Annotated in this window: 18 protein-coding genes; 6 read left to right on the plus strand and 12 right to left on the minus strand. The window is 62.9% G+C overall.

Features of this window, described 5'->3' with window-relative positions; genetic code table 11:
- Nucleotides 1-119 precede the first annotated feature (119 nt).
- From J3P97_RS14045 to nirB, 3 genes are all read right to left on the minus strand, one after another.
- Nucleotides 120-560 (minus strand): CBS domain-containing protein, encoded by a 441-nt coding sequence (locus tag J3P97_RS14045; protein WP_434671982.1) that lies wholly within the window; start codon nt 558-560, stop codon nt 120-122.
- Nucleotides 561-751: 191 nt separating this feature from the next.
- Nucleotides 752-1,123 (minus strand): nitrite reductase small subunit NirD, encoded by a 372-nt coding sequence (nirD, locus tag J3P97_RS14050; RefSeq protein ID WP_434568346.1) that lies wholly within the window; start codon nt 1,121-1,123, stop codon nt 752-754.
- Nucleotides 1,123-3,684: a nitrite reductase large subunit NirB gene (nirB, locus tag J3P97_RS14055; RefSeq protein ID WP_434671983.1), complete on the minus strand. Its 2,562-nt coding sequence runs from the start codon at nt 3,682-3,684 to the stop codon at nt 1,123-1,125. The genes nirD and nirB overlap by 1 nt, the downstream gene beginning before the upstream one ends.
- A 560-nt stretch (nt 3,685-4,244) precedes the next feature.
- Between nirB and J3P97_RS14060 the strand changes: the two genes are divergently transcribed.
- Both J3P97_RS14060 and J3P97_RS14065 read left to right on the plus strand, forming a co-directional pair.
- On the plus strand, nt 4,245-4,658 hold the full coding sequence (locus J3P97_RS14060; RefSeq protein WP_434568344.1) for a CBS domain-containing protein: 414 nt from the start codon (nt 4,245-4,247) through the stop codon (nt 4,656-4,658).
- A gap of 29 nt (nt 4,659-4,687) precedes the next feature.
- A complete protein-coding gene (locus J3P97_RS14065; RefSeq protein WP_434568343.1) occupies nt 4,688-5,671 on the plus strand; it encodes an SDR family oxidoreductase in 984 nt (327 codons plus the stop codon).
- Here J3P97_RS14065 and J3P97_RS14070 read toward each other — a convergent pair.
- From J3P97_RS14070 to J3P97_RS14080, 3 genes are all read right to left on the minus strand, one after another.
- Nucleotides 5,660-7,267 (minus strand): alpha-amylase family protein, encoded by a 1,608-nt coding sequence (locus J3P97_RS14070; protein WP_434671984.1) that lies wholly within the window; start codon nt 7,265-7,267, stop codon nt 5,660-5,662. The two genes, J3P97_RS14065 and J3P97_RS14070, sit on opposite strands and share 12 nt — an antisense overlap.
- Before the next feature lie 10 nt (nt 7,268-7,277).
- On the minus strand, nt 7,278-8,804 hold the full coding sequence (locus tag J3P97_RS14075) for an alpha-amylase family glycosyl hydrolase (RefSeq protein WP_434671985.1): 1,527 nt from the start codon (nt 8,802-8,804) through the stop codon (nt 7,278-7,280).
- Nucleotides 8,805-9,284: 480 nt separating this feature from the next.
- On the minus strand, nt 9,285-9,914 hold the full coding sequence (locus J3P97_RS14080) for a TetR/AcrR family transcriptional regulator (RefSeq protein ID WP_434671986.1): 630 nt from the start codon (nt 9,912-9,914) through the stop codon (nt 9,285-9,287).
- Between the two features lie 86 nt (nt 9,915-10,000).
- On the opposite strand from J3P97_RS14080, the gene J3P97_RS14085 reads away from it, so the two are divergent.
- Entirely contained in the window at nt 10,001-10,633 is a 633-nt protein-coding gene (locus tag J3P97_RS14085; RefSeq protein WP_434600842.1) for an NAD(P)H-dependent oxidoreductase, read from the plus strand.
- On the opposite strand, the gene J3P97_RS14090 is transcribed toward J3P97_RS14085, so the two are convergent.
- Nucleotides 10,634-12,196, minus strand: coding sequence for a L,D-transpeptidase family protein (locus J3P97_RS14090; RefSeq protein ID WP_434671987.1), 1,563 nt, complete (start codon nt 12,194-12,196; stop codon nt 10,634-10,636).
- Between the two features lie 162 nt (nt 12,197-12,358).
- Between J3P97_RS14090 and J3P97_RS14095 the strand changes: the two genes are divergently transcribed.
- The 3 genes from J3P97_RS14095 (at nt 12,359) to J3P97_RS14105 (ending at nt 14,217) form a co-directional block, all read left to right on the plus strand.
- Entirely contained in the window at nt 12,359-13,039 is a 681-nt protein-coding gene (locus J3P97_RS14095; protein ID WP_434674557.1) for a murein L,D-transpeptidase catalytic domain family protein, read from the plus strand.
- A 70-nt stretch (nt 13,040-13,109) separates the two neighbouring features.
- The gene (locus J3P97_RS14100) at nt 13,110-14,063 is read left to right on the plus strand and encodes a class I SAM-dependent methyltransferase (RefSeq protein WP_434568337.1); all 954 of its coding nucleotides are present in this window, start codon (nt 13,110-13,112) and stop codon (nt 14,061-14,063) included.
- A gap of 7 nt (nt 14,064-14,070) precedes the next feature.
- Nucleotides 14,071-14,217, plus strand: a complete 147-nt coding sequence (locus J3P97_RS14105; protein ID WP_434671988.1) for a hypothetical protein — start codon at nt 14,071-14,073, stop codon at nt 14,215-14,217.
- A gap of 3 nt (nt 14,218-14,220) precedes the next feature.
- Here J3P97_RS14105 and J3P97_RS14110 read toward each other — a convergent pair whose 3' ends face one another.
- From J3P97_RS14110 to J3P97_RS14130, 5 genes are all read right to left on the minus strand, one after another.
- Nucleotides 14,221-14,547: a four-helix bundle copper-binding protein gene (locus J3P97_RS14110; RefSeq protein WP_181288801.1), complete on the minus strand. Its 327-nt coding sequence runs from the start codon at nt 14,545-14,547 to the stop codon at nt 14,221-14,223.
- 154 nt (nt 14,548-14,701) lie between these two features.
- A complete protein-coding gene (locus J3P97_RS14115) occupies nt 14,702-15,304 on the minus strand; it encodes a LysE family translocator (protein ID WP_434671989.1) in 603 nt (200 codons plus the stop codon).
- A gap of 54 nt (nt 15,305-15,358) precedes the next feature.
- On the minus strand, nt 15,359-16,195 hold the full coding sequence (locus tag J3P97_RS14120) for an AraC family transcriptional regulator (RefSeq protein ID WP_434671990.1): 837 nt from the start codon (nt 16,193-16,195) through the stop codon (nt 15,359-15,361).
- Between the two features lie 320 nt (nt 16,196-16,515).
- Nucleotides 16,516-16,941: a GlcG/HbpS family heme-binding protein gene (locus J3P97_RS14125; protein WP_434600846.1), complete on the minus strand. Its 426-nt coding sequence runs from the start codon at nt 16,939-16,941 to the stop codon at nt 16,516-16,518.
- Nucleotides 16,942-17,008: 67 nt separating this feature from the next.
- Nucleotides 17,009-17,791 (minus strand): ABC transporter substrate-binding protein, encoded by a 783-nt coding sequence (locus tag J3P97_RS14130; protein WP_434600847.1) that lies wholly within the window; start codon nt 17,789-17,791, stop codon nt 17,009-17,011.
- Between the last annotated feature and the right edge of the window lie 25 nt (nt 17,792-17,816).

Below are 17,816 nucleotides of genomic sequence, written 5' to 3' on the forward strand. Positions count from 1 at the left end.
AGCTCGGCCGGGCTGGCGCTCCAGTGCGTAGCGACCGTAAGATTTTTGGGGCCGCTACGCAGCCCAGCGGGAGCAAGCTCCCTCGCCACAAGAGCTGTGCCTCCCTGCAACGGGTGGGTTCAGTGGCCGCGGATGTAATGCTCCAGCTGGCGGATCAGGTCCGCCTGTTCGACCAGCGCTTCCTTCACCAGGTCGCCGATGGACAGCAGACCGATCAACTGGCCGTCATCCAGCACCGGCAGATGGCGCAGGTGGCTCTCGGTCATGACTTCCATGCAGCGTTCGATGCTCTGCTGGCTGCTGGCGGTGATGACCGGCGCGCTCATGATGGTGCGTACCGTGGTGCCCACTGACGAGCGCCCCTTGAGTACCATCTTGCGCGCGTAGTCCCGCTCGCTGAACACCCCCACCACCTCGCCGGCCTCGATCACCGGTAGCGCGCCGACGTTTTTCTCGGCCATGATCTGCAGCGCTTCGAGCACGGTCTGGTCCGGCGCGATGCTGTGGACCTGCCGGTTCTGCACACTCTTGAGCTTTACCAGTTGAGCGGCGGTTTTCATTTTCCATCCCCACATTCAGCGAAAGGCATGTTTGAACCCAGGCCTGACAGTCAACGAATTACTGTGTGGGAGCGAGCTTGCTCGCGATAGCGTCGGGTCAGCCACATCCATAGTGATTGACGTACCGCTATCGCGAGCAAGCTCGCTCCCACAGGTATTCATGCATTTTTCAACTCATCCACTGGAGTGAGTCAGTCCGCGCCAATCTCCACCAGATCCCCGTTCAACCGCACCGGCCAGACCCGCAGGCGCTGTTCGGGATATTCCAGGCAATGGCCGTCTTCCAGGCGGAAATGCTGTTTGTACATCGGCGAGGCGATCACCAGTTCGCCCTTGATGCTGCCCAGCAGACCACGACCGATGACGTTCGCGCCGGACTTGGGGTCGCGGTTGTCGACGGCGTACAGCGGCTTGTCTGTATGCTCCGGCAGGTAGAGCAGCGCCACTTGGCGGCCGTCATGCCAGGCAACCACGCCGGAATTGGGCACCAGGTCCTCGCGGCTGCACAGGGTGCGCCATTGGACGGGTTCTTGAGCGATACGAACGACGTTTGACTGGCTCATCAGAGCACCTCCTCGGTGACGGGAATCAGGTGAAGTTCGCCGGCATGCACCGGCCGGCGCTGGCCGCGTTCGCGGACGAAGTGGACGTCCGGATCGCCGCGCTTGTCGTTGACGAAGGTCCGGAAGCGCTTGAGTTTTTCCGGATCCTTCAAGGCGTTGGCCCATTCGCACTCGTAGCGGTCGACCACCAGTTGCATCTGCGCTTCGAGCTCGGCGCCCAGGCCCAGGCTGTCGTGGATGATCACGTCCTTGAGGTAGTCCAGACCGCCTTCCAGGCTCTCGCGCCAGACCGAGGTGCGTTGCAACTTGTCGGCGGTGCGGATGTAGAACATCAGGAACCGGTCGATGTAGCGGATCAGCGTGGCGTCATCCAGGTCGGTGGCGAACAGCTCGGCGTGGCGTGGACGCATGCCGCCGTTGCCGGCCACGTAGAGGTTCCAGCCCTTCTCCGTGGCGATCACACCCACGTCCTTGCTCTGCGCCTCGGCGCATTCACGGGTGCAACCGGACACCGCGAACTTGAGCTTGTGCGGCGAGCGCAGGCCCTTGTAGCGGTCCTCGATGGTCAGGGCCATCTGCACGCTGTCCTGCACGCCATAGCGGCACCAGGTGCTGCCGACGCAGGACTTCACCGTACGCGTCGATTTGCCGTAGGCGTGGCCGGTCTCGAAACCGGCTTCGATCAGCTCGGCCCAGATGTCCGGCAACTGGTGCAACTGCGCGCCGAACAGGTCGATGCGCTGGCCGCCGGTGATCTTGGTGTAGAGGTCATATTTCTTCGCGACCACGCCGATGGCGATCAGTTTGTCGGCGGTGATTTCCCCACCGGCAATGCGCGGCACTACCGAATAGGTGCCGTTTTTCTGCATGTTCGCCATGAAGGTGTCGTTGGTGTCCTGCAACGGCACCAGGTGCGCGTCCATGATCGGCTGGTTCCAGCACGACGCCAGGATCGAACCCACCGCCGGCTTGCACAGGTCGCAACCGGTATGGCCGCGACCGTGTTTGGCCAGCAGCTCTTCGAAACTGATGATCCCTTCCACCCGCACCAGTGCGTAGAGCTCCTGGCGGGTATAGGCGAAGTGTTCGCACAGGCTCTTGTCGACGCTGACGCCACGGGCGATCAGCTCGTGCTCGAATACCTGCTTGACCAGGGCCGCGCAGCCGCCGCAACCGGTACCGGCCTTGGTGTCGCACTTGAGCTGGCCTAGATCGCTGCAGCCGCCGTCGATGGCCGCGCAGATCGAGCCCTTGGTGACGTTGTGGCACGAGCAGATGGTCGCCGCTTCGGGCAGTGCGGCCGGGCCCAGTGTCGGTGCGCCTTCGGACGATGGCAGGATCAGGCTGGCGGCGTCCTTGGGCAAGGCGATGCCGTTCTGCATGTATTGCAGCAGGGTGTCGTAGTAGCTGTTGTCGCCCACTAGCACCGCGCCGATCACGCGCTTGCCGTCGGCGTCCACTACCAGGCGCCGATAGCTGGCGCTGGTTTCGTCGATGAATTGGAAGCTGCGCGCACCCGGCGTGTTGCCATGGGCGTCGCCGATGGAACCGACGTCCACGCCCAACAGTTTGAGCTTGGTGGACATGTCTGCGCCGGTGAACGCCTCGCCAGCCTCGCCGCACAGGCGCGCCGCGACATTGCGGGCCATCTGGTAGCCCGGCGCGACCAGGCCGAAGATGCTGCCGTTCCAGGCCGCGCATTCGCCAATGGCGTAGATGTCCGGGTCGCTGCTCTGGCAATGGTCGTCAATCACCACGCCGCCGCGCGGGCCGATCTGCAGGTCGCACTGGCGAGCCAGGGCATCCTGGGCGCGGATACCGGCGGAAAACACGATCAGGTCGGTTTCCAGGAAGTCGTCGGTGGCGAAGTTCATCCGGTAACGGTATTGCTCACCGGCGCTGATGGATTGGGTGCCCTTGGACAGGTGCACGCCGACACCGAGTTTTTCGATGCGCGCCTTGAGGGCCAGGCCGCCCTGCTCGTCCAGTTGCACCGGCATCAGCCGTGGGGCGAATTCCACCACGTGAGCTTCCAGGCCAAGGGTCTTGAGGGCATTGGCCGCTTCCAGGCCCAGCAGGCCACCACCGACGACCACGCCACGCCGGGCATCGTTCGCGGCGGCGCGGATGGCGTCGAGGTCTTCAAGGGTGCGGTAGACCAGGCATGAGTCACCTTCGGCGCCCTGGATCGGCGGCACGAAGGGGTACGAACCGGTGGCGAGCACCAGCTTGTCGTAGCCGAGGCGCTCGGTGGCGGTGACAACCTGGCGCGCCTGGCGATCGATTTCCACCACCGGCACGCCCAAGTGCAGCGTGACGCCGGGCGTCTGGTACAACGAGGCTTCGCCCAGGGCCAGCGACTCGGCATCGCGGCCCGAGAAATACTCGGACAAATGCACACGGTCGTAGGCACGCATCGGCTCTTCGCTGAACACATGCACGCGGTAATGATTGAGGGCACCGCGCTCGATCAATTGCTCGACGCAGTGATGGCCGACCATGCCATTGCCGATCACGATCAGCGTTTGCAGCTTGTTCAGGGAAGCAACGTTGGAATTCATAAAAGCACCCGACAAAAGCCCATCACGGTTTTTTGAAAGCAAAAAAAAGACGCCTGAAACCTTGCGGTTCCAGGCGTCTTTGCCTGTTCTGTGCGGTATCGATCCGGCGACTGCGCCCTGACCTACCGTAATATCCCCGGCCTGCTGGCACTCGATCTTCGTTGACCGACGGGGCTGCCCACTCGATTGTGTTCGCGGTGGGCCTGGACAACGTCTTGCAGCGAGCGTGCCAATCCTCATCCGCAGCTGATCTGCCGCCGCATAGCCACCGCTAATCCCCTGTGGGAGCGGGCCTGCCCGCGAAGACGCCCGCCCTGCCACCTCAAGCTGACCGGCGCCGGCTACCGTCTCGCTAACACCACCATCTGCCTTGCGATGGTGCGGCAACCCACCTGCGGCTTCATAAAAGTGCACCCCTTCAAACCCGCCGGCAAAAATCCTGAACCATCGTCAGCCCCGATTTTCACAATAAGTGAGGAGCCAGTCCGGTGGCCGCACAAGTGACCCGCGACAGCCGGACAGTGGCTTGCTGTCCAACCCGAAACGAAGGAGATTCAACGATGAAAATCAATGAAATCATGAGTCGGGAAGTCCGCACGATCTCGCCTGATACCCCTCTGCGCGAAGTCGCGCAGATCATGCGCCAGGCCGATATCGGCGCGCTGGTGATCAATCAGAACGACCGCATGGCCGGCATGGTGACCGACCGCGACCTGGTGATCCGGGCCATGGCCGAAGGCATGAACATGGACACCCCGGTCAGCCGGATCATGAGCGATGAGGTGCGCTATTGCTTCGATGACGAGGAAATCGACCACGTCGCCAAGAACATGGCCCAGATCGAAAAACGCCGCCTGCCGGTGGTGAACCGTGACAAGCGCCTGGTGGGCATGGTCTCGCTGGCCAACGTCGCCAGTTGCAACGCCGACAAGGTCAGCGCAAACCTGCTGCGCGGCGTCGCGCAACCCCACTGACCCTTGGTAGGAGCTGCGGAGCAAGCACAATGGATGAGCGAAACCCACCTGTGGTGGTGATCTGTGGTTCCACCGCCGGCGTCGGGCGTGCGACCGCACACCGATTCGCTGTCTCAGGCTATCGGGTCGGGCTGCTGGCCCGGGGCGAACAAGCCTTGGCGGCCACGGAAGAAGAACTCAAGCAACTGGGCGCAACATGCGTGGCGATCAGCGTTGATGTCGCCGACGCCGAAGCGGTGTTTGAAGCGGCACAGCGAATGGAGCGGGAATTGGGGCCGGTCAGCGTGTGGGTCAATTGCGCGATGGTCACGGTGTTTTCGCCGATCCGCCAACTGAGCGCCGAGGAAATCCGTCGGGTAACCGAGGTGACTTACCTGGGCACTGTCCACGGCACGCTCGCGGCGCTGGACATCATGGGCCGGCGCAACCGCGGGGTGATCATCCAGGTGGGGTCGGCACTGGCCTATCGCGCCATTCCGCTGCAGGCGGCGTATTGCGGGGCCAAGTTCGCGGTGCGAGGTTTCACCGATTCCTTGCGCTGCGAACTGCTTCACGAGCACAGCGACATCAAGGTCTGCATGGTGCAATTGCCCGCGATCAATACGCCTCAGTTCGATTGGGCGCGCAACAAGTTGGGCAAGCGCGTGCAACCCGTGCCGCCGATTCATGACCCGGACGTGGCCGCCCGGGCGGTATTCAGCGTGGTCAAGCGCACACCCAGGGAATTGTGGCTGGGTGCGGCCTCGCTCAAGGCCATCGTCGGCACTTGCCTGATGCCGGGGCTGCTCGATCGCTTGATGGCCCGTAGCGCCTATTCAGGACAGCTGACCAACGAGGACGACGACCCTCAGCGTCCGGATAACCTGTTCGAATCGCAGGAGTCCTTGCATCGTACCCGTGGGCGGTTCAGCGGTCGCGCGCGGGACTCTGCGCTGGCCCTGAGTTCGACGCAGGTATCGGCCTTGCTGTTCGCCGTCGGCGGGTTGCTGGCGGTCGTGCTGCTATTGTTTTGAGTCGACGCGGCGGAACCACCGATAACCGTACCCGTGCAACGTCAGGCCCGATTGTGTCGTGGCCGGGTATGGACTGTCGGATAACATTTCTTCGAAACCCTCCAGGTCCATTTCCCGCAACCGCACGGTGACCGTTTCGTTGCCGAGGTTCGCCAGCATGACCGAGGTGGCCTCGCAGGCATGGGCGATGGCGAACACCGCGGGATGATCGACCGTCAGCAGTTGCGCCTTGCCGTCACCGACTTCGTTCAGGTCCGCGCGGGTCAGCAACAAATGACGTGCCCGGTTCAATAGTGATTCGCAGTCCTTCAGTTGGCCTGCAACGTTCAAATGCGCATAGGCAAACGGCCCTTCATCGATCACCGGGGCGGCCAAACGTTGGGCCGAGGAAAATCCGGCATTGGCCTGGTCATTCCATTGCATGGGCGTGCGCACCGACAGGCGCTCGGGGCGGGACAGGTCGTCGCCCATGCCGATTTCCTCTCCATAGCGCACGATCGGCGTGCCGGGCAGCGACAGCAACAATGCCTGGGCCAACGCCTGGCGCCGGACATCGCCGTCGAGCATCGGCGCCAAGCGTCGGCGGATACCTCGGCCATACAAGCGCATGTCCGGCTCCGGGGCGAACGCCTGCATCACTTCTTCGCGCTCCTGCTCGCTCAGGCGTTCCAGGTCGAGCTCATCGTGGTTGCGCAGCCACACCGCGTAGTTCGCGCCGTCGGGCGGTGCCGGCCGCCGGGTAATGGCCCGTTGCAGGGGTTCGGCTTCGCCGCGGGCCAAGGCCAGGAACAGGTGGTTGTTCACCCAGAAATCCAGCACCAGGCCCAAGCGCTCGCCCGTGCCGAAATAATGGCTGTAGCGCTCCGGCTCGACATCCACCTCGCCCAACAGCACACCCTCAGGGTTGATGCGGGTCATGCATTTATAGAATCGGTCCAGCACCCAGACGCCTTGCTCTTCATCGCCGCCACCGGCCTGCTCAACCAGGTGCGAAGCGGCATCGAGACGAAAACCGGCGATACCGAGTTCGAGCCAGTGATCCATGATCCGCTCGATCTCCTCGACGACCCGCAGGTTTGCCAGGTTCAGGTCCGGTTCGTGGCGATAGAACAGATGCCGATAGTATTGGCCTGCCTGCTCATCCCACTGCCAGATACTGTCTTCCACCGAGGGAAAGATCGGCTGGTTGCCGTCGTCAACCGGCGTGTCGGACCACAGGTAGTAATCCCGGTAGACACTGTCCTTGTCCCGTAGCGCCCGAAGGAACCACGGGTGCTGGTCGCTGGTGTGTTGCACCACCAGTTCGAGAATGACGCGCATGCCGCGCTCCCCAGCCTGGACGATCAACTGGCGCAGGTCTTCCTCGCTGCCAAAACGCGGATCCAAGGCCATGAAATCGCTGACGTCATAACCGGCGTCCTTGAAGGGAGACCGGTACAACGGCATCAGCCAGAGCGCACCGACGCCCAACGCTTGCAAGTAGTCGAGTTGCTGGATGACGCCCTTCAAGTCGCCCCGACCGTCGCCGTTGCTGTCCAAGAACAAGGAAGGGTCGATCTGGTAGATCAAGGTGTTTCGGTGCCAGTTGGCTTTCATCAGTCATTCCTCATCGACACAGGATCACGGCTTGCTCGGCGGCCAGTCGGCCGCTGAATGGCCGGCCTTCATCGGCCCTGTCACTGGCGATCTCCACGCGCCAGGGGCCGGCCAGGGGAAACGTGTGCTCATGGTCGGCAAAGTTGACGCAGACCAGGCGCTCATCGCCGTCGCAACGACGTCGATACGCCAACACCTGCGGGTGCGATGGCAGCTCTTCCCAGCCGCCCAGGCGCAGGGCCGGGCTGTTGCGCCGGCAGGCCAGCAAACGTCGGTAGAGCGCCAACACCGAATCATCGGCACGCTCCTGCGCTTGCACCGACAGCAACCCCGCATCGGGTGCGAAAGGCAGCCATGGCACCTGTCCCGACCAGCCGTGAGGCGCTTGTTCGGTCCACGGCAACGGCGCGCGGCTGCCGTCCCGTCCGCCGGGGTCGACGCGGGTCTGGGCGGTCACTTGCGTGTCCTCCAGGCCCAGCTCCTCGCCCTGATAGATGAAAGGCGTGCCGCGCAGCGTCAGCAGCATCACCGCCGCGGCCCGTGTCCGGCGCAATGAGCCACCGTAGCGAGTGCGATGACGGCTGTTGTCATGATTGGACAGCACCCAAGTGGGCCAGGCCTGCAAGGGGCCGAGGTCGTTTTCCACCTCACGGATGCACATGCGAAACACCACCGGATCCCAGGGCGCGTCCAGCGGCGGGAAGTTGAAGGACATGTGCAGTTCGTCACTGGCGCCGTAGTAAGCCGCCACCTGCGCCGTGGAGCGGATGTTCACCTCGCCGATCAGCACCCGCTCGCCGGGGTAGCTGTCCACCAGGCGCCGCAGCCCGCGCAGCACTTCGTGGCTGTAGGGCTGGTCATTGATCTTGACCATGGTTTCGCCGGCCATGCAGCGCGGGTCATCGGCAAAGCTCTGGTCCTTGCCGACGCAATGCACCACGTCGACGCGAAACCCATCGACGCCACGCTCGAGCCAGAAGTGCAGCACTTGATGCATGGCTGCCACGACGTGCGGGTTGTGCCAGTTCAGGTCCGGCTGTTCGGGCAGGAAGAAATGCAGGTAGTACTGCTGGCTGGTTTCGTCCCAGGTCCAGGCGCTGCCGCCATCGATCGAGGCTCGCCAGTTGTTCGGCTGGTCACGCCAGATGTACCAGTCGCGCTTGGGGTTGTCGCGGCTGGAGCGCGATTCGACGAACCAGGGGTGCTGGTCGGAGGTGTGGTTGGGCACGAAGTCGAGCAGCACTTTCAAGCCCCGTTCGTGGGCCTTGGCGATCAACGCATCGAGGTCGGCCAGGTTGCCGAACAGCGGATCCACATCGGTGTAGTCGCAGATATCGTAGCCTGCGTCGCACATGGGCGAGCGGAACACTGGCGAGAGCCACAACGCATCGATGCCAAGGCGTTGTAGATGGTCCAGGCGCGCTGTCAAACCGGGAAGATCGCCGACGCCATCGCCGTTGGCATCGGCAAAGGAGCGAGGGTAAACCTGGTAGATCACGGCGTTCTTCCACCAGGGCGAAGGGAAGGAGTTGGGCATGTCGCCTCCTCTGATCGCAGTGTGTGGTGGGCAAGACCGCAGCCCCGCCTGATGCCCCTGTCGACAGGGGACATCAGTTAAGAACCGGAAAAGGGGCTTGTGGTTCGTTTTTTCTTGATGGGGAGTGAATCAGCGGAAGAGATGTTTGATGTGCCGCCGTCATCGCGAGCAGGCTCGCTCCCACAGTGGACCTTTGTGAACCCTGTCCCCTGTGGGAGCGAGCCTGCTCGCGAAAGCGTCAGCCTGACCAACTCAGAACCCGTGGCGAGGGAGCTTGCTCCCGCTCGGCTGCGCAGCAGTCGCAAACCGGCGGATACAGTCTGCCTGAAAGGTTGCTGGGGCCCGCTTCGCAGGCCAGCGGGAGCAAGCTCCCTCGCCACGCTAACCTGCTCCGGCGCGACAAATATCAAGTCAGACCGATGTCCCTGCCTCAGGATCGGCCCGCCCATGTGGGAGCGAGCCTGCTCGCGAATCGCCCGATCAGTTGGAGGCGATGCCAGCGGCCCGGTTGACCATCGCCACCATGCTGATGAACAGCTCTCCCTTGGCCTCCTCTGCACTGATTTCCCCGTTGGCCGCCGCATCGGACAACGCCTCCGCCGCCCCCAGCATCGCGCGCAGGCTCGCTTGGGACAGGCCCCGGTTATCGGCGAACGGCTCCAGCACCGCCCGGCATTTATCCAGGAACAGCCTTTCATACTCCCTTTTGATGCTCTCCAGTTCAGGTGAACTGGAGAGCGCCGCACTGACGCCCGGAATCTCCCGGCCCTGAAGCAGGACGCATTCGACGAACGCTTCGGCAATCACCCGTGAACGACTCTGCAACGTGGGCTCGCTGGCGTCGAGTGCAGCATCCATGAGCGCCGTCTGGCGCGCATCGAAATCCTGGTAGAGCGCCGCCAGCAGCCCGGATCGGGTAATGAAATGGTTGTAGACGATGGGCTTGGTGACGCCTGCCTGGTCGGCCAGCCGGGCCAGGGTCAACGCTTCGCTGCCCTCCTCCCGAACCAGGCGCCAGGCGACATCCAGCAATTGCCGTTGCCGATCGGCGCGGGAAAGTCGGCGACGAGGCGCGGCAATGGGCGGTGCATTTTCATCTGTGCTTGACATGTTAAATTTACCAACCGTAACTTACTAACCGTAACTTAACCCAGCATACTCGCTTGACCTCGGGTAATGCCAGAAGGAGATTCGCCATGCACGCCCTTATCGTCGTTGCTCACCATGACCCCCGCTCCCTGACCCATGCGCTTGCCCAGGCCATTGGCAATGGAATTCTCCAGGCCAATCCCAGCGATACCTTCGAAATCGCCGACCTGGCCGCCGAAGGCTTCGACCCGCGCTTCGGCTTCGCCGACCATGCCGTCCACCACCGTGAGGCCTTGCCGCCTGCCGACGTGCTGGCCGAGCAGGCCAGGATCGAACGGGCCGACGCCCTGGTGCTGGTCTACCCGATCTACTGGTGGTCGATGCCGGCGCTGCTCAAGGGCTGGATTGACCGGGTGTTCTCCAATGGCTGGGCGTTCGACTTCAAGCTCGACGAGTTCTTTGTGCAAAAACTGCAGCAACTGCGGGTCCATCTGGTCGCCCTCGGTGGAGCCGACGCCGACAGTTTTCAACGCCACGGCTACGACCAGGCGATGGTCACGCAGATCGACCACGGCATCTTCGGCTACTGCGGTGCCCGCGTGGTGAGCTCCGAACGCTTGCTGGATTCGGAAACCCTTGATCCGAACGTGCATCTGCAGAAGGCCCGAGCCCTCGGCCAGCGGGTGTTCTCGGCCATCGAGCAGACCACACCCGTAGAAGCCAACGCCGCGTGTGCATGATCAGAGTGCTCGACGGTCGGCGGCAGACAGGGGCACATCGCGCTGATAGATATCCGGGATATACACCGCCCGCCCCTGGCTGTCCGCTTGCACTGTCCAGTATCCAAGCAGGATCGGCATCGGCTTGGCCAGCCTGAATTCATGGGTCAACTCGCTTGCCAGCAAGGTGTCGGTGCGCGTGCGTTCGGCAGGGGTCACCAACAGGTCGCGCAGATGCATGACTTGCTCGATGCGCACGCAGCCCGAACTGAACGCCCGTGGGCCCTTGCTGAACAGCGCCTGGCTGGGGGTGTCATGCAGGTACACCGAGAACGGATTGGGAAAGCGGACTACCAGTTTGCCCAAGGGATTTTTCGCACCGGCATCCTGGCGCAGCATTAGATTGCCAGGGTGATCCCAGTCGATATTTTCCACCGCCAGGGGCAATCCATCCCGATCGATCACCTTGAGGTTATGCCGGGTGAGAAACTCCGGGTCGCGGCGGATCTCGGGCAGTTTGTCCTCGCGCATGATCGTCGGCGGAATAGTCCACGTCGGGTTCAGCGTCAGTCGGGTGATACGCGACTTGATCAGCGGTGTCTGGCGTTCGGCGCGGCCAACCTGGGTCCGGGTCTGCCATACCGGGGCGCCAGCCTGGTAGACCGTCAGCTGCGCCGCCGCCACGTTGACCAGCACGCTGTCGGGCTCCAGATCCTGAGCCAGCCAGCGCATGCGCTCCAGGTTGATCCGCAATTGCTCGCGGCGCATGGCCGGGCTGATGTTCAGCTCGGTAACCGTCCACGGCCCCACTACCCCATCGGCTTGCAGTGAATGGTGGAGCTGGAAGCTTTTCATCGCCTCCACGAGGCTCGGGCTGTAGTGCTCATCGGCTTCCAGCGGAGGCACGCTCAGGTAGCCTTCGTTGAACAGGCGCCGCGCCAGTGCGGGCACGCGGGCGTCACGTTTGTCGGGTTGCATCAATGGGCCAGCCGGCACTGACTGCCAGTCAGCCAGTGGTAGCTGGCGTTGCCGGGCGTAGAGTTCGCGCAGGTTGCGATACAGGTCCAACGGCGGCCGCGCCTGCTCGAACGCCTCGGCGGGGTCGTGCAAGCCGGCGACGGCGAAGTGCAGCACCATGGCCTGACGGTCCGGCAACTGGGGATTGGCCTTCCAGATCGGCTCCAGGCGGTTCTGCGGCAGGTAGCCGAAACGCAGCTCATGCAGCGCTTGCAGGTAGCGCTGGCTGATGGCGATGTCGGTACAGGCCACGTTGACGTAACGGCCATCGCCCGGCAGGTCGTAGCGGGCCGGATCGAGTCCGTCATCGGCCAGTTGCTGTAGCTGGGCTTGCAACGCCTGTAACCGCCCGTCGTCCGCCCAGATCGCCTGGCCTGCGTTTTGCTGGTACAAGGCCTGCAGGCTCATGACCGTCGGAAAGTCGACGCCACCGGCCAGTTCGGGGCAATTGACCGACAGTTGCGCCAGTGTGGTTTGCGCCTGAGCCGGATCGCCGTCCTCGGCCGTGGCGACCAATGGCGCAACGAGCAATAAAAGGCTCAGGTAACATGCGGACTTTTTGAACAACTGCTTTACTCCAATCCATGGCCGTCTCGTTGACGGTGAATTTTGCGACAGGTACGACCCGCCATCATGCAGACAAACGAAACCGGACGGGATGCCGCAAACGAACGCCACCGCAAGCTGCCTTCACCTGTATCGGCCTTCTTGCGCCGATTCTGCCTGGTCGTGACTGGCCTTGGCATCCTGTGCAGCCCGGCGCTGGCCGAAAAACTCAACACCCAGCCTCTTTACAACAGCCTCGCCCACGCCGCGCCGGAACTCAATCCCCAAGCGCTGAAAAGTGCCCTGAGTGCGATGCAGTGCGCAGTTGCCAACGGTGCTCGACAGGCTCGCCACCTGGCGGTGATCGATTATTCGCAACCTTCGACGGCCCGGCGCTTGTGGATCTTCGACCTGCGCCAGAAAAAGCTGGTCCTGCGTGATCTCGTGGCCCACGGGCAGAAATCCGGGGAAAACTTCGCCACCCAGTTTTCCAACCGACTGGGCAGCTATCAATCCAGCCTGGGGCTGTTCCGCACCCAGGAAAGCTACCAGGGCACCCACGGCTACTCGCTGCGCATGGACGGCCTGGAACCCGGATTCAATGACCAGGCGCGCGACCGGGCGATCGTCATCCACGCCGCTGATTACGTGAACCCGCTCTGGAGCGTGCGCCAGGGGCGCATCGGCCGCAGCCAGGGCTGCCCGGCCGTGCGCCCGCAAGTAGCGCGCCAGGTGATCGACAAGCTCAAGGGCGGGCAATTCATGTTTTCCTGGTACCCGGACCCGGCGTGGCTCAAGCGCTCGCCCTATCTCAATTGCCAGCCGCAGCAGGTGGCGAGCATCCTCGCGACCAGCGGGGGCTGATAAAGCGGATTGCAGTGCATGGGTTCGTGGTTAAAATGCCGGCCTTTCGAGCTGCTGGCGTTTTTATCTGATGAACCCTCAAGCCCTTCAAACATTGCAGAGCCTTTTGCTGACGGCGCTGGAATCGGCGCCCGACGAAACCCGTCGCCTGTTCCATGGCCGCGGGCGCTGCTGGCCGGGGCTGGAACAGATCACCGTCGACTGGCTGCAAGGCGTGGTGTTGGTCTCGCTGTTCAAGGAACCCGATCCTACGCAACTCGATGACCTGTTCGCCATGCTGCGCACCCTCGCCTCCTTGCCCGCCTGGCAACACAGCGGCGCCCACACCCTCGCGGTGCAACATCGGTACCTGCCCGACAGCCTGACCCAATGGTTGGTGGGCGAACCGATCGATGAATGGACCCTGACCGAAGGCGGCCTGCGTTATCGGATCGACCTGGGCAAGAAGCAGAACAACGGCCTCTTTCTCGATATGCGCTATGGCCGCGACTGGGTGCGCGCTCACGCCCAAGGCAAGCGCGTGCTCAACCTGTTCGCCTATACCTGCGGTTTCTCGGTGGCGGCCATCGCCGGCGGTGCCCGCCACGTGGTCAACCTGGACATGTCCCGCGCAGCCCTGAGCCGTGGTCGTGACAATCATCGCCTGAACGGCCATGACCTGGGCCAAGTGAGCTTTCTGGGGCACGACCTGTTCAAATCCTGGGGCAAGGTGATCAACAGCGGGCCCTATGACCTGGTCATCATCGACCCGCCCACGTTCCAGAAAGGCAGCTTCCTGCTGACCAAGGATTATCAGCGAGTGCTGCGCCGCCTGCCGGAGCTGCTGACCGCCGCTGGTACGGTCCTGGCGTGTAGCAACGACCCGGCGACCGGCCCCGGCTTCCTCATCGAAGGCGTCATGCGCGAGGCGCCTGGCCTGACGTTCGAAGAGCGGTTGGCAAACCCTCCGGAGTTTCCAGATGCGGACCCCGCCTGTGGCTTGAAGGCCTTGGTGTTCAGGCGTGACGACTCGGCCATCGGCTGAGAACTTCGTGCCGGGATTACACATTTCCGACCCGCGCCAGCGCTGGCGCGCATTGATCGTCTTGTGCCTGGGCGTGCTGATGATCGTGCTCGACGGTACGGTGGTGCAACGGCAGTCATCGAGTGATGCCTGCCGTTGCTGCCGGTCCGGTTGAGTCTCAGGCGGCCATCCGCTCACAGGCCTCGGCGCAAGACTGGCAGGCCTTGGCGCAATCCTGACAATGACCCGCTTCGTGCTTCGCGCATTCTTCGCCACACGCACGGCAGATGCTCGCGCAGACGATACAAAGATCCGTCGCCACCCGGCTGTCGCGCTGCATCAGCGTTGCCGCGAGACGGCACAAGTCGGCGCAGTCACGGTCCAGCTCGATGCAACGCGCCATCATCTGGACGTTTTGCTCTTGCAGGCACGCACTGGCGCAGGCCTCGCAGGCCATGGCGCAGGCCAGGCACTCGTCGATGCAGGTTTGATAACGGCTGTTCATGGCACTCTCCTTTTTTGAAGGTCGATCAAAAAATACATACCGCCTGTTCTAGGCAGGTATAAGCGTGCGACTTGACGCATGAACCGCGGGTTTCAAAAGAAAAATTACATTTTCGTCAGCTGGTCCGGCCCTGCCGGTCTTCCTGCATCGTGGATCAGACCACCAGCGTCAACCACGCCGACACCAGTAGCAACACCGCCATGACGCGATTGAAGCGCCCCATCGCCACGGCGGAACGGCAGAACCTTGCGGCCCCGCGCCCCAGGTAGGCCCAGGCCGTCATGCAAGGAATGGATATCGCAAAAAACGCCAGGGACAGCCAGAGCACGCGCACGGTACGGTCTGCCTCGGCGCCGGCGAATACGCTGACCACCGCCAGGGCCATCATCCAGGTCTTCGGGTTTACCAGTTGCAACCCGGCGGCGCCCGCCAGGCCCAGCCGGGGGCCTTCCACGGGTTTGTCGGGGTCAATGGCCTCGGCGGGGGCGCTGAAGATCTGCCAGGCCATCCAGCTCAGCCAGGCGATGCCGGCCCAGGACAACACGGTCTGGATTGTCGCGTGTCGGGCCAGCACGTCCCCCAAGCCGGTGCCGACCACCAATACCAGCAACGCGGCGGCAGCACAGGCGCCGAAGATGATCGGCCAGGTGGTTGCCAGGCCGAAGCGCGAGCTATGGCTCAGCACCAGGATATTGGTCGGACCCGGGGTGATGGAGGCGACAAACGCAAACAAGGCAAACGGCAACAACTGATCCATGGCGCAACTTCTCGATGAATGATCGTGAACCTGATCATCCCGTTGCAGCCGGGCTCAGTCTGGAACAATTGAGCAGCGCTTGCGGTAGTCCACCGGGCTCATTCGATAGGCGCGCTGGAACCAGCGGCCGAGGTGACTCTGGTCGGCAAAGCCGAGCATGGCGGCCACCGCCACGGCGCTTTCGCCATGGGCCAGCAGACGCCGCGCCCGGGCCAGGCGCAGCTGGATCAGGTAGGCATGGGGCGCCAGGCCGAAAGCGGCCTTGAATGCACGGCTCAGGCGAAAACGGTCGACACCGGTGGCCCGCGCCAAGTCGTCGAGGCCGACGTCTTCGCTCAAGTGGCTGTGCAGGTAGTCGCGGGCCTGTTGCGCAACCAGCGGCAGGCGCGGGTCGGGATTGATCCGCGCGCGCCAGTGCAAGTGCTGGGTGAGGTTCGCCAGCAGCGCGTCGAGGGCGGTCTGGCGGACGATCAGGATGTCTTGCTCATGCAGGCTATGGAAAGCCGTGGCGGTGGCGCTCGCCAGACGCGCGTCATCATTCAGAGTGGTGGCAAAGCCCAGCTGGGCATTGTCCGGCGCTTCATCGAACAGGGAGCGCAGCTCGCGCTCGAGCCAATGCGGTTCCAGGTACAACGTGCGGTAGGTGAAACCGTGTTCGTGGGGTGCGTTTCCGTCATGCAATTCACCGGGTTCGAGCAGGAACACTTTGCCCGGCGTGCTGTTGTGTTGCTGCCGACGGCAATGGAACTGTTGCACGCCCTGCTCCGTCACGCCCACCAGGTACGCATCATGCCAATGCGGATCGTAGGCATGCCCTTCGAAATGCGCGCGCACGGTCTCGATGCCGGACGTGGCGTCCTGCTTGAGATCGATCCAGTTGCGCGCGGTCATGGGCTGTCTCGTTTATGTATCGGCTGGCTGAGATTAAACGACTTGGATGGGGTGGTCTGGAAGATTTGTGCAGTTTCAATCCGGCATTGTGTTCCTCCTGTGGGAGCGAGCCTGCTCGCGAAGGCGGTGTATCAGTCGATGAAGATGCCGGATGTACTGGCCTCTTCGCGAGCAGGCTCGCTCCCACAATAGCTAGCGGGCTAACGGAGATCCAATGTGGGAGCGAGCTTGCTCGCGATGCGGTGGATCAGCTTGCATTGATGTCGAGAGTGCCGACGCCATCGCGAGCAAGCTAGCTCCCACAGGGTTCGCGCCAGCCCTTAGGCATCCGGCGTGATCACCGGCAACACCGTCTCCACCGCCAATCGCGCCAGCTCCGCATCTTCCTCAGCCTTGACCCCGGACACGCCGATGGCACCGATGCACTGACCGTCGTGACGGATCGCCACGCCACCTTCGAGCATGCCTTGCAAGTGCGGCGCACTGAGGAAGGCGATGCGGCCACCATTGATCATGTCTTCAAAAACCTTGCTGTCACGCCGGCCCATGGCGGCGGTGCGGGCTTTTTCGGTGGCGATGTAGGCCGACAATGGCGAGGCCCCGTCCAGGCGCAGCAGCCCCAAGGGGTGCCCGCCATCGTCTACCACGCAGACCGATACGGCCCATTGACGCTGGTGGGCCAGCTCTTTGGCTGCTACCAGCAACTGGGCAACGTCCTGTTCGGTGAGTACCGCTTTGGTTTTCATGAATCACTCCATGCTGTGCAGCGTGAGGCCCGTCAGCCGAAGCTGCGGGCGATGGACACGGCGACGGTCATTCGCCATAGATATCAAAATCGAAGTACTTCTGGCGAATCCGCTCGTAGGTGCCGTTGGCGCGAAGGGTCGCCAGCGCCTGGTTGAAACGGCCCGCCAGCGGATCATTCTTGCGCACGGCGATTCCAATGCCCGTGCCGAAGTATTGTTCTTCGACGAAGTTTGGGCCAACAAATTCGAAATCCTTGCCTTCAGGACGCTTGAGCAGGCTTTCGTCGATGGCCACCGAACTGGCCATCGTCGCGTCCAGGCGTCCGCCCAGCAGGTCGAGGAAGACTTCGTTTTGCGAGCCATAACGGATCACTTCGGCCCCGGCCGGGGCAAATTTGTCGGTAACGTAACGATCGAAGTTGGTTGCCCGTTGCACGCCGATCCGCTTGCCTTTGAGCTGCGCGGGAATATCCTGGATGCCACTGCCCTTGCGAAACACCAGCCGCGCCGGAATCCGATAATAACGGTCGGTGAAATCCACCGACTTCATCCGCTCCGGGGTGATCGACATGGAAGAAATCACCGCGTCGACTTTTTTCACCTTGAGTGCCGGGATCAAGCCGTCGAATTCCTGTTCTATCCAGTCGCAGCGAACCTTCATTTCGGCGCACAGGGCCTGGCCGATGTCATAGTCGAAGCCGACGATGGCGTTGTCCGGGGTTTTCGAGGCGAAGGGTGGGTATGCCGCCTCGATGCCGATGCGCAGCGAGGTTTCGGCGGCGTGCAGATTGGCGCCAAATGCCAGCAGCGAGACGAAGCCCAGCTTGAGTGCAATGCGTTTAACGTTCATTCATTAGCTCCGGATGCGATGTTAT

Source organism: Pseudomonas sp. R1-15, assembly GCF_051132085.1.
In the GTDB taxonomy this organism is placed as follows: Bacteria; Pseudomonadota; Gammaproteobacteria; order Pseudomonadales; family Pseudomonadaceae; genus Aquipseudomonas.

Coding starts and splice junctions, on each gene's coding strand:
- J3P97_RS14045 (WP_434671982.1), bottom strand. CDS start 560: ATGAAAACCGCCGCTCAACTGGTAAAGCTCAAGAGTGTGCAGAACCGG.
- nirD (WP_434568346.1), bottom strand. CDS start 1,123: ATGAGCCAGTCAAACGTCGTTCGTATCGCTCAAGAACCCGTCCAATGG.
- nirB (WP_434671983.1), bottom strand. CDS start 3,684: ATGAATTCCAACGTTGCTTCCCTGAACAAGCTGCAAACGCTGATCGTG.
- J3P97_RS14060 (WP_434568344.1), top strand. CDS start 4,245: ATGAAAATCAATGAAATCATGAGTCGGGAAGTCCGCACGATCTCGCCT.
- J3P97_RS14065 (WP_434568343.1), top strand. CDS start 4,688: ATGGATGAGCGAAACCCACCTGTGGTGGTGATCTGTGGTTCCACCGCC.
- J3P97_RS14070 (WP_434671984.1), bottom strand. CDS start 7,267: ATGAAAGCCAACTGGCACCGAAACACCTTGATCTACCAGATCGACCCT.
- J3P97_RS14075 (WP_434671985.1), bottom strand. CDS start 8,804: ATGCCCAACTCCTTCCCTTCGCCCTGGTGGAAGAACGCCGTGATCTAC.
- J3P97_RS14080 (WP_434671986.1), bottom strand. CDS start 9,914: ATGTCAAGCACAGATGAAAATGCACCGCCCATTGCCGCGCCTCGTCGC.
- J3P97_RS14085 (WP_434600842.1), top strand. CDS start 10,001: ATGCACGCCCTTATCGTCGTTGCTCACCATGACCCCCGCTCCCTGACC.
- J3P97_RS14100 (WP_434568337.1), top strand. CDS start 13,110: ATGAACCCTCAAGCCCTTCAAACATTGCAGAGCCTTTTGCTGACGGCG.
- J3P97_RS14110 (WP_181288801.1), bottom strand. CDS start 14,547: ATGAACAGCCGTTATCAAACCTGCATCGACGAGTGCCTGGCCTGCGCC.
- J3P97_RS14115 (WP_434671989.1), bottom strand. CDS start 15,304: ATGGATCAGTTGTTGCCGTTTGCCTTGTTTGCGTTTGTCGCCTCCATC.
- J3P97_RS14120 (WP_434671990.1), bottom strand. CDS start 16,195: ATGACCGCGCGCAACTGGATCGATCTCAAGCAGGACGCCACGTCCGGC.
- J3P97_RS14125 (WP_434600846.1), bottom strand. CDS start 16,941: ATGAAAACCAAAGCGGTACTCACCGAACAGGACGTTGCCCAGTTGCTG.
- J3P97_RS14130 (WP_434600847.1), bottom strand. CDS start 17,791: ATGAACGTTAAACGCATTGCACTCAAGCTGGGCTTCGTCTCGCTGCTG.